Origin of the sequence: Microcystis wesenbergii NRERC-220 (assembly GCF_032027425.1) — a bacterium.
Classification (GTDB): domain Bacteria; phylum Cyanobacteriota; class Cyanobacteriia; order Cyanobacteriales; family Microcystaceae; genus Microcystis; species Microcystis wesenbergii_A.
Genome location: NZ_JAVSJA010000001.1, coordinates 169,517 through 184,423 on the forward strand (window position 1 = coordinate 169,517; position 14,907 = coordinate 184,423).

Consider the following 14,907-nt stretch of genomic DNA (forward strand, 5'->3'; position numbering starts at 1 on the left):
GCGGCTTTCCCCTTGGTCAGTTTCGGTGTATATAGTCAGACAAGGTCTTTACTTCTAGGTAGTCAGACAGAAAAATATTAAAGATTATGGTGAAATTTTGGCGGGGATTAACGGTATTTTTAATTTCTTGTTTATTGCTGATTTCCCTAACTGCTTGTGGTAATCAAGTTAGACGCAATCAAGTGGTCATATCGGTATTAAGTGACCCAAAAACCTTTAATGCTGTTTTATCGGCCGAATCCCCGAATATTTTTGGTTTAACCTACGAAGGACTATTAACAGAAAATCCCATTACTGGCAAAAAAGAACCGGTCTTGGCAGAATCTTGGACAATTTCCGATGATAATTTGAGCATTATTTTTACTATCAGAGCGGGTTTAAAATGGTCGGATGGTCAACCCTTAAGCGTTGATGACGTGGTTTTTACCTATAAAGACTTATATCTAAATCCTGATATTCCTAACAACTACCGCGATAGTTTAAGAATAGGATTAAAAAAAGAATTTCCAGTTATCACTAAACTAGATAATCGCAGAATCGAATTTAAACTCCCCGAACCTTTTGCTCCTTTTTTAGATGCTGTCAGTTCACCGATTTTACCTAAACACGCTTTAGAAAAAACTATTCAGAAAAAAAGCCCCGATGGTAGGTTAGAATTTCTCTCCACTTGGGGGTTAGATACTCCTCCCGATAAAATTGTTTTTAACGGTGCTTATAAACTAAAAGAATATATAACGGGACAAAGGATTATTTTTGAGAATAACCCTTACTATTGGAAAAAAGATGCTCAGGGACAACAATTACCTCATATAACTTCAGTAATTTGGGCAATTGTTGAATCTCAGGATACAACTTTACTACAATTTCGTTCGGGAAGTTTAGATTCTATTGCGGTAACTCCCGAATTTTTCTCCCTATTAAAAACCGAAGAAGAAAGAGGAAATTTCACGATTTTTAACGGGGGACCTGCCTACGGAACCCAATTTATCAGTTTTAATCTCAACCAAGGCAAACGCGACGGAAAACCCCTAGTAAGTCCGATTAAATCCAGGTGGTTTAATAACTTAAATTTCCGTCAAGCTATTGCCTACGGCATTAATCGTCAAAGAATGATTGATGATATCTATCGAGGGTTAGGACAAGAACAAAATTCTTTTCTTTCTATCCAATCGCCTTTTTACGATCAAACCCTGAAAGGTTACGATTATAATCCCGAAAAAGCCAAAGAATTATTATTAGAGGCCGGATTTAAGTATAATAGTGATAATCTCCTAGTCGATGCCGATAATAATCCCGTTAGATTTAACCTGATTACTAACGCGGGTAACAAAATCCGGGAAGCAATAGGCGCACAAATTAAAAATGATTTAGCCGCCATAGGAATTCAAGTGGATTTTCAAGCGATCGCTTTTAGCAATTTAGTTGATAAACTAAGTAATAGTCTAGATTGGGAGTCCCATATTTTAGGTTTTACCGGCGATAACGAACCCCACGCCCCCAATATTTGGTATGTAGATGGAAATCTCCACGCTTTTAACCAACAACCTCAACCCGGCAGCCCGCCAATTCAAGGCTGGCAAGCGGCGGATTGGGAGAAAAAAATCGCCGATTTATACGTCAAAGGTTCCCAAGAATTAGACTTTGAGAAGCGCAAAGTTATCTATAATGAAATTCAACAACTTCAACAGGAATACGTCCCGTTTATTTATCTTGTCAATCCCCTCGCTTTGGGGGCCGTGCGTAACTGCTTTGAAGGAATACAATTCTCCGCCTTGGGTGGTGCATTCTGGAATCTAGAAGAATTAAAGAAAACCTGTGGAGGTGTTTAATGACTCATTTTGGCATCCTTTGTCCTACAACTTCTGGACATATTTATTCTCTCCTACCTTTAGGAAAAGAATTACAAAAACGCGGTCATAAAGTTACCTGTTTTTTAACTCTTGATGATGAAGAAATGGTGCAAGCAGCCGGGTTAGATTTTCAGGCAATTGCACCCGACCAATATCCGAAAGGCACATCAGCCAAAATTTTAGCCGAAATTGGTCAATTACAGGGAACAGCCGCCGTCCGTCGCACGGTACAATTAGTAAGTGATTCTACCGCTGCCCTCTTTGAAACTATCCCTGAAGAGATGCGTCGCTTGGGAATTGATGCCCTAATTGTCGATCAAGTCTCCGCCTCAGGGGGTACAATCGCAGAAAAATTGGCTATTCCCTTTATCAGTTTTTGTTCGGCATTGGTTTTAAATCGCGATCCGCTTATTCCGCCCTTTATGACCAGTTGGGACTATAATCCCTCATTTATCGGGGTTATTCGCAATAAACTTGGCTATAAACTCCTTGACTCTCTGACTCGTCCCCTGAATGAGTTAATCAACCGGCAGCGTCAAGAATGGGGGTTAATTCCCTATCAAAACATCAATCAACGCTATTCCCCCCTTGCCCAAATTAGCCAACAACCCGCCGAATTCGAGTTTCCTCGGTCAAATTTACCCGCTCACTTCCACTTTACTGGTCCCTTTCACGATTCCTCCACCAGAAAAACGATTCCTTTTCCCTACGAAAAATTAACCGGACAACCCTTGATTTATGCTTCCCTCGGTACAATTCAAAATCGCCTACAATCGGCCTTTAATGCGATCGCCGAAGCCTGTGCCGATTTGCCGGTACAATTAGTTTTATCCTTGGGCAACACCGACTCTAACATTCAAATAACGACAAAAAACGCCCTAGTTGTTCCCTACGCTCCCCAATTAGAGCTTTTAACCAGAGCCTCTCTTACTATCACCCACGCAGGCTTAAATACTACCCTAGAATCCCTTGCCCAAGCTGTACCGATGGTGGCCATTCCCATCGCTAACGACCAACCGGGGGTATCTGCTCGGATAAAATGGTCGGGGACAGGGGAAGTGATTCCGATTTCCCGTCTAGAAGCTCCCCGTTTACGAAAGGCGATTGAAAAGGTCTTATCCGTCCCCAGTTACCGAGAAAATGCCCTGAGAATGCAAAAAGCACTACAGAAGACTGGAGGAGTGAAAATGGCCGCCGATATCGTCGAAAAAGCCATTTCTACTGGCCAACCCGTCCTATCGGTATAATGGCTAGGGTCTGCTGAAAAAGTTTTTCCTGCGGACAGGATGTGACCAACTGTCTGCATCATAACCGATAGTGTCTGCCGCCGTTCCCTATACACGCACTTGTTAGGCATCGGATTGGCTAGAGTGTATAAACTGGTGAAAGTCTGGTCATTTAATGAATGATTGAAGGTCTTTTACTAACTCTATACATGAGGTTAGCATCCACCCAAGCTCTTCAAGATGAGCTAATAATCGAGGGTTTTGTTCATCTAAAAGACTGATTAACTTGTAATAGTCTTCTATAGAGCTAGTATCCAGTGGCGCTAAATATTCATGAATCAACTTGTTTCGTTCCGCCACAATGTCTAAGAGAGCCTGTTTCTGAGCATTTAAGAAATCTGAGTCACTATAGGAAACCTTAAATGACAAAGACATACCTAACTCAGAAGAGTCTAGTTGAGCTTCAGACTGACTATCATCCACCAGCACAGTGTCATGTAATTTCCAAACTAGGCGACCTAATGTGTCCTTACGAAAGCTCTCATAATTGTCAACCAACTGGTTACGAGTTGATGTTGATAATCCCTCGATCTGAGTCACTGAAAGTAGATACTTTAAAATACCTTCAATCTTTGAAAAATTAACTATATTTCTACCCAGCTTTCTTAGTGCTTCAGTCCTAACTACTTCAATATCTATCGGTTCATCCATGATTAATGGTAAATCGAGATCTCTGACGTTGTTGGTTGCCATATCCTCTTCCGCCTGAGCGCTGAGGCGATCTAATTTTCCCGATGCTAGGTCCGCTTCAATTTGTCTATCCCACATCTCATCAAGATAGTCTTGAAGCCAGTTTGCCAGGGCGCGGACTTCACTCTCTGGCAGTTGCTTAATAGCCGACTCAACTTCTAAGCGATTAGTCATATAACAGGTCAAATTGGAAGATCACAGCCATTTTATCGCTAATTAGGGTTTGCTGTTATAACCCCGTCCATGGCCTAACACAAACCGAAGAACTATAAAGATTAGATTGAACATTTCTGTGATTTCTGTCCAACGGCAAAGTTAGCCTGCTTTTGGGGCAGGGATTAGCGCAAAGGTGGTGTTATACTCAGACAAAGTGCAGAAAGTCAAAATCCGTAACTTTCTTGAATCCATGCTGACAACTACTCAATTTGCGCCCCTGCTAAAGCAATTGTCTTACTCCGATAAGCTCTTATTACTTAACTTTCTTGTAGCCGAGTTGCTCAAGGATTCTGGTATTGTACCGATGTCTATTGAAGATGATCTCCCTAGACAAGGTTTACATGACTCTTTTGAGGCTGCCGCCATTCTTGCTCAAGCATTAAAAGAGAAACAAGAATTGACTCATGGCTAATAAGGTAAGATTTGCTTTCACCGAGGTAGATTCTAGTCTTGGGGCATTAAGTGCGCTTCCTTATTTACCATTGACATTAACTTATCAAAGTCAATCCTTGAATGTTTCGGGTCTCTTGGATACTGGCTCTAGTGTTAATGTGTTGCCCTATGAAATGGGTTTAGCTTTAGGTGCAGTCTGGGAAAACCAAAGGCTATCTCTGCCATTAGGAGGTAATCTAGCTAGATTTGAAGCTCGTGCATTGGTTGTTAAAGCCACTGTTGAGCAATTCCCCGCCGTAGATTTAGCCTTTGCTTGGACACAAGATAAATATGCGCCGCTAATACTAGGACAGATGAACTTCTTTCTTGCCTTTGATGTCTGTTTTTACAGATACGACTTAGCATTCGAGATTAGTCAAAAATAGTTTGACTAGAGAAAAAAGAGGTGCGTTACATTTCATTAACTACCAGAGCGGCGTACTGCTACGCAGTGCCTTCGGCATCGCAATTACCCAAAAGCGATCGCTTTTATATTCTCAAATTAACATGAGTTAAAAATGTTTATTTGGAACTAGCCAGTCGTCACTTGGTTCATGACCTCCGTCAATCGCACTAACCAAGAACTTTGTGATTGCTGAGATAGCACTGTGAATTGCTTGTGACTCAGTTACTGCCTGAGTTACTGATGGATAATATGGGTCAAATTGTGTTGGCGTATGTACGTTATGACTGACTGTAAAGTGAAATGGCTCCCTTGAATTTACGCTACTTTTCCAAATCTTGATTCTAATTTTGGGATGAAAGTCGTCTACTCCTACATTTAGGAAGATTTCCAATTCTCGAACGAGTACGTATGACTCAACTATGTATTTATGCTTATCTAGAAGAGCGATAACTTCATCTGTCTCCATTTATTTCTCCTGTGGTTCAGGGGTAATTGCTTTGTGGGCCTAACGCTGCCGTTCACCCAGTCGGCATATCACCCCATTTTAGGGCCATCGCCAGAACTTTTACCCATATCATAACCAAGAGCATATTAGCCAGATTAGCGCAATGCCAACAACCTCTTTTAAGTAGATTCCTAACAACAAGCTGCAATAAAATAGACTTTTCGGCGGGTCTAGCACTAATTGCTTCAGTCCACCCCACAATTACCTAATTTTCGGGGAAAAAGTGCCAAAATTTTGCCCCCAATCGCTCTTATGTTCGGCACTTTTTCAGGGCAGAAAAATCTAAAAATCTTACCCAACAATGTTTTTAGATTTATTCAGCCAACCCTAAGTTAAATTTTGAGTTGATCGATTAAATCGCGCATAATTTTGGCCGAATTATGTAACTGTTGGGTTTCTCTGGGACTGAGAGCAAGATTCAGAGTTTTAATCACTCCTTTCTCATTAACCACCGAGGGAATACTTAAACACACATCTTTGAGACCGTATTGACCATCAAGGAGAGTGCTAATAGTCAGAATTCTTTCTTGGGAACGTAAAATCGCTTTAACGATATCCGTGGTAGCTAAACCGATCGCATAGCTAGTATAACCCTTGCGTTTGATAATTTCATAGGCGGCGTTTTTAACCTGAAGAAAAATTTCTGTTAAGCTTTCTTGGTCGGTTGCGCTTAAATCCTGCCAATCTCCTTCTAGTAACCTTGCTCCTCCGATATTAGCCGAACTCCACACAGCAAGCTCACTATCCCCGTGTTCACCGATAATATAAGCGTGGACGTTACGCGCATCTACATGGAGTTGGGTGGATAAAAGAGAGCGTAAACGGGCAGAATCTAGCACCGTACCCGAACCAATCACCCTAGAGGGCGGAAAATGGGTTATTTTCAGGGTAACATAGGTCATGATATCGACGGGATTACTCACCACCAAAATCAAAGCACTGGGGCAGTAAACAGCCACATCCGCAAGAATACGGCGAAAAATCGCCACATTTCGTTCAAGAAGATGTAATCTGGTTTCTCCCTCTTTTTGGGCAGCCCCGGCAGTAATAATCACCACATCGGCATTTTGTCCCACATCGGCCACGGTTCCCATTTTCAAGTCTGTGGGTTCAATAAAAGGCATTCCGTGCCTTAAATCCATCACTTCCCCTTCGACTTTATCCGTGGCGATATCTTGCAGAATTAATTCATCAAAACAGTCTTGAATTAACATCGAGTAAGCGCAGGCCATCCCCACCTGACCAACACCGATAATTACCCCCTTGCGAGGACGCAGCGGCGCGGGTTTTTCAGCGTAGGGATTGGGAGTAAATATTTTATCTAGCATAGATTTTTGCAGTTACTGGCTCGGTAAGCTCATTTTAAGGGGAAAAGGTTAATATCAGGTAAAAAGAGACTATAAACAGATTTTGAGGCCGTTATCGGCAATTTTTTTCTGGTAATTGGTCGGACAAATTTCTTGTCTTTATTCCCTGACCCCTAGTTTAAGAGAATTGAGGGCCGCTGACAGCTTCAGGCTATATCCTAAAATTAGGGATAAAGTGACAGTAGGAGGCGAACCGATGATCTATCACATCACTACAGAAAGAGGTTGGCAAATAGCTCGTGAAATGGGGGAATATCGGGCGTATTCCCTAAAAAATGAGGGATTTATCCATTGCTCCACCTTAGAACAAATTCCGAAAGTTGTGGCCGCTTTTTATCAAAATCAGCCAGACTTGCTGGTTTTAGCCATTTCTCCTGAACAATTGCAGTCCCCGGTCAAATGGGAGCAGCCCCAGCATCCTAACCCAGAAAATGCCACTTCAGAGCTAGAAAAAGAGACCTTTCCCCATATTTACGGTGCTATCAACCTAGAATCGGTGGTTTTTGTCAAACCCTTACAGGAGTTGCTCAATTCCTAGAACTAAATCATCTAAATCTTGGTAATCGGGGAGAGTAGTATCGATGCTCAACCCGCTCCGAATCACGAGGCGATCCCACTGTGGTCGCGATAATAGCTCGCTAAAGTAGCGAGCCTTGAAAATTAACAAATTTGCCTCTAGACCCGTCTTAATGCGCCCTAAATGGGGCAATCCGAGCAGATTTGCCGGGGTGAGGGTGACACTATTTACCCAGTCAGCGTAGGGTGTGTCGAGATGGGCAATCCGCACCGCTTGGGTAAAGACTTCTAAACCATCGTGATCCCCAAAACCATAAAAGGGATCGCGACAGTTATCACTGGCAAAAGCCACCGGAATTCCCGCTTTTTTCATCTCTTTTACCTTAGTTGTCCCGCGCCAAAAAGGGGTTTTTTCCTCTTGACGATCCTGTAGGTAGAGATTGCACATCGGCAAGCTAACGATAGCAATGCCCGCATTTTTGACTAAATTTAGGGTTTCTTGGATTATTTCAGGGGATTGTACCGCTAAACTGCAACAGTGACCACAGATGATTTGTCCAGAAAATTGCTCTTTAATAGCAGTACGCGCGATCGCTGCTAAACAGGTAGAATCGGGGTCGCCGTTTTCATCCAGATGAAAATCGAGATTTAAACCCCTTTCTTGGGCTAATTTGAAGGTAATATCAATTTGTGCCTGTAAATCGGGATTTGTGTAGGCTACTCCCCCTAATATGCCCCCAAATTCGGCTATTTTATCGGCTAAGGCCGCTCCCTCGGAGGTTTGATAATAGTCAAGGGAAACTAGAGAAACCGCTTGCAGGGTGATTTTACCGGCCCATTGTCGTTGCAATTCTGCCAAAGCGGTTAAGCTAATCTGTGCCTGTTGACCAAAAGAGTCGATATGGGTGCGAATAGCGGCGGTTCCGTGGGCATAACTGCATTTAACGCCAAATTCCATGCGACGATACACATCCTCTAAGCGCCACTCCCGTCGGGAATCCTCTAGGGCCATTTTTAAGGCGTTGTCAAAAGTGCCATCACGGTTAGGACAACGATGCCAACTATGACCTTTATCGAGATGGGTGTGCATATCGATAAAGCAAGGAAAAACAATCTTTTTTTTGAGGTCGATAACGGGAATATTATCTTCGGGGGGGATGGTTGAGGTGATGCGATTAATGTTACCGTCATTAATTTCCAGATTAACTAAGGTTAATCCCTCGGCGGTTTGGGGAGAGAAACTCTCATTTTCTAGGAGGGAAACGGGAATATGGGCATTTTTGAGCCAGTAGCGCTTGCTTGAGGGAATCATTGAAATTTTTGGGTCTGAAACCCGTAGTTTGACGACGACAATAGATTTTCTGCAAAAATCAAAAATCTGACCTTAGGTGAGGAAACAGCAGATAGGAGACAGGAGGAGAAAAAAGACAAGAGACAAGCATAATATCCATAAAACCTAAGATCATATCAAATTTATCTGAGTTTTTGGATATTTTGACCTGATAGCGGCTCGAGAACTTACTTTTGCCGGAGGTCTCATCGAAAATTTTGGGTCTGAAACCCCGTCGTTCTACGACGGCTTTACTGTTAAATATGAGCATCGTTTACGAAATATATGCTGTGAGGTATGGAAAAAGCCTATTCGTTTCGATTTTACCCCACACCCGAACAAGAGTCGCTATTGCGGCGCACTTTGGGCTGTGTAAGATTAGTTTACAACAAAGCTCTCCACGAACGAACACAAGCTTGGTACGAAAAGCAAGAAAGAGTAGGCTACGCTCAAACTTCTTCAATGCTAACTGATTGGAAAAAGCAAGAAGAATTAGAGTTTTTAAACGAAGTTAGCTGTGTACCTTTACAACAAGGGTTAAGACATTTACAAACAGCTTTTACTAACTTCTTTGCTGGTCGTACTAAGTATCCTAACTTTAAGAAAAAACATCAAGGAGGAAGTGCCGAATTTACCAAATCAGCCTTTAAATTTAAAGACAAACAAATCTATTTAGCCAAATGCACAGAACCTTTACCTATTCGATGGTCAAGACAAATACCAGAAAGCTGTGAACCAAGCACAGTAACAGTCAGATTACATCCTTCTGGACGTTGGCATATCTCAATAAGATTTGATGACCCAACGATTAAGCCTTTACCAGTAACAGATAAAGCCATCGGAATTGACTTAGGAATTAGTAGCCTTGTGATTACCAGCGATGGTGACAAAGTATCTAATCCTAAGCATTTTAAAAAGCATTATCGGAGACTGCGAAGAGCATCGAAAAATCTTTCTAGAAAACAGAAAGGGTCAAAAAATCGGGAAAAAGCAAGAATCAAAGTAGCCAAGATTTACGCTCAAATCACCGATAGCAGAAAAGACCATTTACATAAGCTAACCACTCAATTAGTTCGTGAAAACCAAACGATTGTGGTTGAGAATTTAGCCGTCAAGAATATGGTCAAAAACCCGAAATTATCTCAGGCAATATCTGATGTAAGCTGGGGAGAAATTACCCGACAATTAGCCTATAAATGCCGTTGGTATGGGAGAAACTACATCGAAATAGATAGATGGTTTCCTAGCTCTAAAAGGTGTAGTAATTGCGGGTATATTGCTGAGAAAATGCCGTTAAATGTTCGAGAGTGGGACTGTCCAGACTGTGGGACTCACCATGACCGAGATATTAACGCCAGTAAAAATATTTTGGCCGCAGGGCTTGCGGTGTCAGTCTGTGGAGCGACTATAAGACCAGAACAGAGTAAATCTGTTAAGGCAGGTGCGAAAAATCCTTCGGGAAAGAAACAGAAACCGTTCGGCTGAGCTCACGGCCGAAGCCTAAATCGTGAGGTTTGGGAATCACCGTCCGTTCACGGCGGTGAGGATGTCAAGAAACAGAAACCCAAATCGTGCCTATCCCGCTACGCCCTCGGGTCGGGACTCCCGCAGGTTCATTGACACCCTACTCTCCCAATCCCAATTCCCCCAATAACTGAAGGACAGTTTTTCCAGTTACAGGATCTCGCCAATCGCGGGCAATTTCTGCCAGGGGAAGCAGTACAAAGGCCCGTTCTCGGCAGCGGGGATGGGGTATCTGTAATTCGGGCGTTTCTAAGATCAGGTCATCATAAAATATTAAGTCTAAATCGAGGGTACGCGGTCCCCATCTTTCCCGTCGAACTCTCCCGAATAACTGCTCGATTTCTAATAATTTATCCAGTAAATCTAGGGGCGATAAATCCACTTGCACAATGGCGCAACCGTTGAGATAATCGGGCTGAGGCGGCCCGACGGCCGCGGTTTGATACCATTGGGAATGAGCTTCTAGTTTAATTCCTTTGACTCGCTCTAATTCCCCTAAAGCTTGCCCTAAAATTGTCGCTGAATCTCCTAAATTACTGCCCAGAGCGATCGCTGCCCGCTTCATCCACATCCTTCCTCAACAATAATCTCGGCTAATTCCCCCGTCGCCCCCAAAGATTTACCTAAAAATATATTGACATTTGGATGCTTTTGTGATAGTTCAAAAACTTGGGCTTCGATCGCGGCCGTAATTCCACCGGCAAAGAGGAAATAGGGCAGTATAGGGATTGTTTGGCTACCTTGAGCGATTAAAATCTCGATTTGTCGGGATAAACTCGGTTCTATCGACCAATAAGCTGTAATTGCCCCAAAAAACGCCGCTAGGTTTTCCACCTCCCGATTACCGCCAGGGCGACGACTACCGTGGGACAGTAAAATGGGTTTTTGCGGGCTTAAATCAGCCAATTGTCGGGATAACAGCGATTTTATGCCCTGATAACTGCCTAAATGGGGCTTTAACTCTAGCTCAATCGGCGATCGCACTTTGGCCACGGCTGCGGGAATATCTTCTTTAACGTGAACCCCCGACAGGAGAAACAGGGGGATAATCTGCAACCGGTTACATCCTTGGCTTTGCGCTTGTTGGGCAAAAGCTTCTATTTGTTGATGGAGAGGTGTTATCGCTAATTCTAGGGCGGCAGTCCCTACTAATACCCGATTATCTGCTTCTAGAACCGCTATAGATCGGCTAAACTCCGATTTACTCGCCAATCTTTCGGCGGGTTGACTAATTTTTTCTTGAACTAAGGCTGCTAATCGTGTCACCGCCAGGGCTGGACGCGGATCGCGACTACCGTGGAAAACCAATAAGTAGGCTGAGGAGGTCTTCAAAGAAATCTTGCCAAAATAGTTTAGCTTTTAGCCTAATATATTTTGTCTCCCTTTAGGCATAAATGCCCTTGATATTCTCCATTTAGCCTATCTGGATTGGCAAGCAGAAAGGCCCCCACTAGCCTAGGGCTGATTCATTCTCCGAATCTAATTCTTTTTTTTGCTACCCTTAATCGCTTATGAGGTAAGCTAGGGAGCAGGGAAGTACAGGTTTTTGCTCTCATAGTAGGTTGATTCATGAATCAACCTACAAAGCACGACGTTTTGAAAAATTTTCAGATATGTATTTCCGAGAAATCGACTAAAAACGTTGCCAGATAAGGATTTGAGAGAATGACATTTCAGAGAATGAAACGACCCTACCCACTAGCCCCAAGCACTACCATTTTACGCGATGTGAAGTGTGAGCAAATCAACCCACATCTTATCCAACAAGGTTTTTAGATTTATTCAGCAAATCCTATCTAATTAATAGTTTTGTTCTCATCATCATAAAAAGTAAATAAAGTTGAAGTTAGTCAAGTTTAACTAACGTAATTCATCTGCTAATATTTATCTTTATTTACTGATCAAGAAATTGTCATTAGAACCTTAAAATCAAGTCAGGTTAGCGGCAGCTGTCCGCCGACTATTTTACGCTTCTTTTTTAAAAAGACAGCGACAACCTTTGATCCTAACCCATCGATCGAAAAACTACTATTCGGTCCACTGGTAACAACAAGGTGAACGGTTACAGAACTTAACGGCCTATGATTAAAGAGACGAGGAATCAGAACCCTAAAAAAATCCTCGCCCCGCCATTGCCTTGATTCTCCCTCATTATTATGGGACTTTTTGCCCGTTACCAAAACCTCCGTCAGTGGTTCAAATCCCAACACTTCGGACGTAGCGCGACCGATAGTCGCTATGCTTTACTGGTCGCCTGTTTAATCGGAATTCTCTCCGCCCTTGCCGCTATTATCCTGAAATTGGGCATCGGTTGGTTAGGTGGTTGGCGGGTGCATCTAGTAGCCAATTCCTCTCCTTTCCTAGTTTTGCCCCTCGGCGGTTTTCTGCTTGGTTACAGCGCCGGCTGGATTGTCGAACACTTCTCCCCCGCAGCCGCCGGGGGGGGTATTCCCCAAGTAAAAGCAGCCCTAGCTAAATACCCTTTGCCCCTGTCTTGGCGCGTCGCCCTCGTAAAAATGATCGGGGCGATCCTGATCCTTGGCGGTGGTTTAACCCTTGGTCGTCGGGCCCCCACGGTACACATCGGGGCAGCCCTAGCGGCCCAATTAAGCGTCTGGCTGCCCACCAGTCCCGATCACCGTCGTCAGATGATCGCAGCCGGGGCGGCTGCGGGGTTAGCGGCCGGTTTTACTACTCCCATCGCCGGGGTCCTCTTTGTGATCGAGGAATTAATGCGCGATGTCTCCAGTATGACCCTAGAAACGGCGATTGTGGCTTCCTTTACCGGGGCCGTGGTTTCGATGATGCTGCAGAATACCCCCTCGATCATCACTGAATATGCCAATATTAGCTTCTCTGCCCAAGAAATACCCATTTATTGCCTTTTGGGGGTTTTAGCGGGCTTATTGGGGGCTTTATTCAATCAAGGCATCCTTTTTTGTAGTCAGCTGCAGCGGCGTTGGCGGTTATCTTTAGCTTGGCGCATCGGTCTGGTCAGTTGCTTATCGGGAACGGTGGTGGCTTTTTTACCCGACTTTTTTCGAGATAATACCGGTTTACGCGAATTTTTGCTGGCAGGGGAATTAAGTTGGCAGAATACCGCCCTCGCTTTTGTGGTCTATTTTTTCCTGACGATGATCTCCTATAGTTCCGGCGCCCCTGGAGGACTCCTCGCCCCCGCTTTGGTGTTGGGATCCTGTTTGGGGTTTCTGGTGGGGGGAATCGAGACGAAAATGATGGGTTTCGGCAGCGAACCTAGTTATACTTTAGCCGGTATGGGGGCTTTTTTTACGGGAGTAGTCAGGGTTCCGGTAACGGCGATCGTGATTGTCTTTGAACTGCATCGCAATTTTAATATTGTGCTGCCCCTGATGTTGACCTGTGCCGTTTCTTATATCACTGCCGAAAGCATTCACCCCGGTTCCCTCTATCAGCATTTACTTTCCGCTAGTGGTATTATTCTCAACGAAGAAACCCCTTCTAATGATGTGTTGGCCCATCTGTCGGCTATAGATGTGATGCAATCGCAGGTGGAAATTCTGGCGGCAGATTTACCCCTGGGGGAAGTGGTGAAAATTATGTCCCGTTCCCATCATCGCGGTTTTCCCGTGGTGGATCAGGGGCGACTATTGGGGATTTTTACCCAAAGTGATCTGGATAAATGGCGATCGAAAAACAATCAAACAGTCCTACGAGAGATGATGACTCCCAATCCGATTACTGTGGCCCCCCAGGCAGCTTTAAGCGATGTTTTATTTCTCTTAAATCGCTATCAGCTTTCCCGTTTACCCGTTACCGATGGTCAAAAACTGGTGGGGATTATCACCCGTACCGATATTATCCGGGTGGAAGCCGATCAATTGGGGGGAGTTTGTCAACTGCCCCAACGCAGTACCCCTTCCTATGTGGTTTATCAAACTCGTTCCCCAGCCGTGGGAACGGGCCGGATCTTATTACCTATTGCCAATCCCGACACCGCTACCGCTTTGTTTAAAATTGCCGCCGCTGTCGCCCGTCAACGCAATTATGAGATAGATTGTCTCTATATGATTACTGTGCCTCGTCTTAGTTCTCCGGCGGAAGTCAGGGTAGATACGCGGGAAGGACGCAAATTACTTCATCGTCTGGAAAGATTAGCCCGACAGCAGAATATCTCTGTTCATACACAAATTTCCGTTGTTCAGGATATCGCCGACGGGATTTTGGCCACGATTGGCGAACGACACAGCAATTTATTAATTATGGGTTGGACGGGGGAAAAATCCACCACTGGGGCGATTTTTGGGTTTTTAGTCGATACTCTGATTGCTCAAGCTCCCTGTGAAACCATCTTGGTAAAATTGGGAACAAAGGATTGTTTTCCCAACGATCCTAATCGGGAAAGGATTTGGCTGATTCCCACCGCCGGCGGTCCGAATGCCCAACGCGCTTTAGCATTATTGCCTAGTTTGCTGTCTTTGTCCGAGTCCTCGGACTATCCCAAACTTTGGTTATGTAAAATCTATTCTCCGACGGAGTTACTGCCAGATCTGTCCACTTTGGAAGTTTTACAAGCATCTTTACAAAAAGCGATCGCACAGCCAGTCGTGCCTTTACCGATTCGTTCGGCCTCTCCGGCCGAGGCGGTAATTAATCTGGTAGAATCGGAAGATTGTTCCTTGGTGCTTTTGGGTGCATCTAGAGAGAGTCTGCTCAATCAGTTATTAAATGGCAATATCCCCTCGACGATTGCCCGTGCCGTTAATTGCACTGTGATTCTCGTGCGAGGGGAATTATCAGATTAGT

13 protein-coding genes are annotated in these 14,907 nt (G+C 44.0%); 7 read left to right on the top strand and 6 right to left on the bottom strand.

Annotated elements, in window-relative coordinates; translation table 11 throughout:
• Window positions 1-86 precede the first annotated feature (86 nt).
• Window positions 87-1,829, top strand: coding sequence for an ABC transporter substrate-binding protein (locus RAM70_RS00815; protein WP_190381183.1), 1,743 nt, complete (start codon window positions 87-89; stop codon window positions 1,827-1,829).
• Entirely contained in the window at window positions 1,829-3,097 is a 1,269-nt protein-coding gene (locus RAM70_RS00820; protein WP_045360209.1) for a glycosyltransferase, read from the top strand. The genes RAM70_RS00815 and RAM70_RS00820 overlap by 1 nt, the downstream gene beginning before the upstream one ends.
• Window positions 3,098-3,244: 147 nt before the next feature.
• On the opposite strand, the gene RAM70_RS00825 is transcribed toward RAM70_RS00820, so the two are convergent.
• Entirely contained in the window at window positions 3,245-4,000 is a 756-nt protein-coding gene (locus RAM70_RS00825; protein ID WP_045360207.1) for a hypothetical protein, read from the bottom strand.
• A gap of 232 nt (window positions 4,001-4,232) precedes the next feature.
• Between RAM70_RS00825 and RAM70_RS00830 the strand changes: the two genes are divergently transcribed.
• Together RAM70_RS00830 and RAM70_RS00835 are read left to right on the top strand one after the other, a co-directional pair.
• A complete protein-coding gene (locus RAM70_RS00830; protein WP_002755098.1) occupies window positions 4,233-4,454 on the top strand; it encodes a hypothetical protein in 222 nt (73 codons plus the stop codon).
• Window positions 4,447-4,860 carry a pepsin/retropepsin-like aspartic protease family protein gene (locus RAM70_RS00835; protein ID WP_045360206.1) on the top strand — a complete coding sequence of 138 codons (414 nt, stop codon included), beginning with the start codon at window positions 4,447-4,449 and terminating at the stop codon, window positions 4,858-4,860. Before RAM70_RS00830 ends, RAM70_RS00835 begins: the two co-directional genes overlap by 8 nt.
• Before the next feature lie 126 nt (window positions 4,861-4,986).
• On the opposite strand, the gene RAM70_RS00840 is transcribed toward RAM70_RS00835, so the two are convergent.
• The gene (locus RAM70_RS00840) at window positions 4,987-5,346 is read right to left on the bottom strand and encodes a hypothetical protein (RefSeq protein ID WP_312671968.1); all 360 of its coding nucleotides are present in this window, start codon (window positions 5,344-5,346) and stop codon (window positions 4,987-4,989) included.
• Between the two features lie 371 nt (window positions 5,347-5,717).
• A complete protein-coding gene (locus tag RAM70_RS00845; RefSeq protein WP_045360202.1) occupies window positions 5,718-6,713 on the bottom strand; it encodes an L-lactate dehydrogenase in 996 nt (331 codons plus the stop codon).
• Window positions 6,714-6,948: 235 nt separating this feature from the next.
• Between RAM70_RS00845 and RAM70_RS00850 the strand changes: the two genes are divergently transcribed.
• Window positions 6,949-7,290 carry a DUF952 domain-containing protein gene (locus RAM70_RS00850; RefSeq protein ID WP_045360200.1) on the top strand — a complete coding sequence of 114 codons (342 nt, stop codon included), beginning with the start codon at window positions 6,949-6,951 and terminating at the stop codon, window positions 7,288-7,290.
• Here the strand turns inward: RAM70_RS00850 and RAM70_RS00855 are convergent.
• Entirely contained in the window at window positions 7,267-8,580 is a 1,314-nt protein-coding gene (locus tag RAM70_RS00855; protein ID WP_312671969.1) for a cytosine deaminase, read from the bottom strand. The genes RAM70_RS00850 and RAM70_RS00855 overlap by 24 nt on opposite strands.
• 315 nt (window positions 8,581-8,895) lie before the next feature.
• On the opposite strand from RAM70_RS00855, the gene RAM70_RS00860 reads away from it, so the two are divergent.
• Window positions 8,896-10,083 (top strand): RNA-guided endonuclease InsQ/TnpB family protein, encoded by a 1,188-nt coding sequence (locus RAM70_RS00860; RefSeq protein WP_312671970.1) that lies wholly within the window; start codon window positions 8,896-8,898, stop codon window positions 10,081-10,083.
• A 139-nt stretch (window positions 10,084-10,222) separates the two neighbouring features.
• Here RAM70_RS00860 and folK read toward each other — a convergent pair whose 3' ends face one another.
• Together folK and RAM70_RS00870 are read right to left on the bottom strand one after the other, a co-directional pair.
• Window positions 10,223-10,687: a 2-amino-4-hydroxy-6-hydroxymethyldihydropteridine diphosphokinase gene (gene folK, locus RAM70_RS00865; protein ID WP_312675765.1), complete on the bottom strand. Its 465-nt coding sequence runs from the start codon at window positions 10,685-10,687 to the stop codon at window positions 10,223-10,225.
• The gene (locus RAM70_RS00870) at window positions 10,684-11,454 is read right to left on the bottom strand and encodes a sirohydrochlorin chelatase (RefSeq protein WP_045360194.1); all 771 of its coding nucleotides are present in this window, start codon (window positions 11,452-11,454) and stop codon (window positions 10,684-10,686) included. The genes folK and RAM70_RS00870 overlap by 4 nt, the downstream gene beginning before the upstream one ends.
• Before the next feature lie 824 nt (window positions 11,455-12,278).
• Here RAM70_RS00870 and RAM70_RS00875 point away from each other — a divergent pair.
• A complete protein-coding gene (locus tag RAM70_RS00875) occupies window positions 12,279-14,906 on the top strand; it encodes a chloride channel protein (protein ID WP_312671971.1) in 2,628 nt (875 codons plus the stop codon).
• Window position 14,907 lies beyond the last annotated feature (1 nt).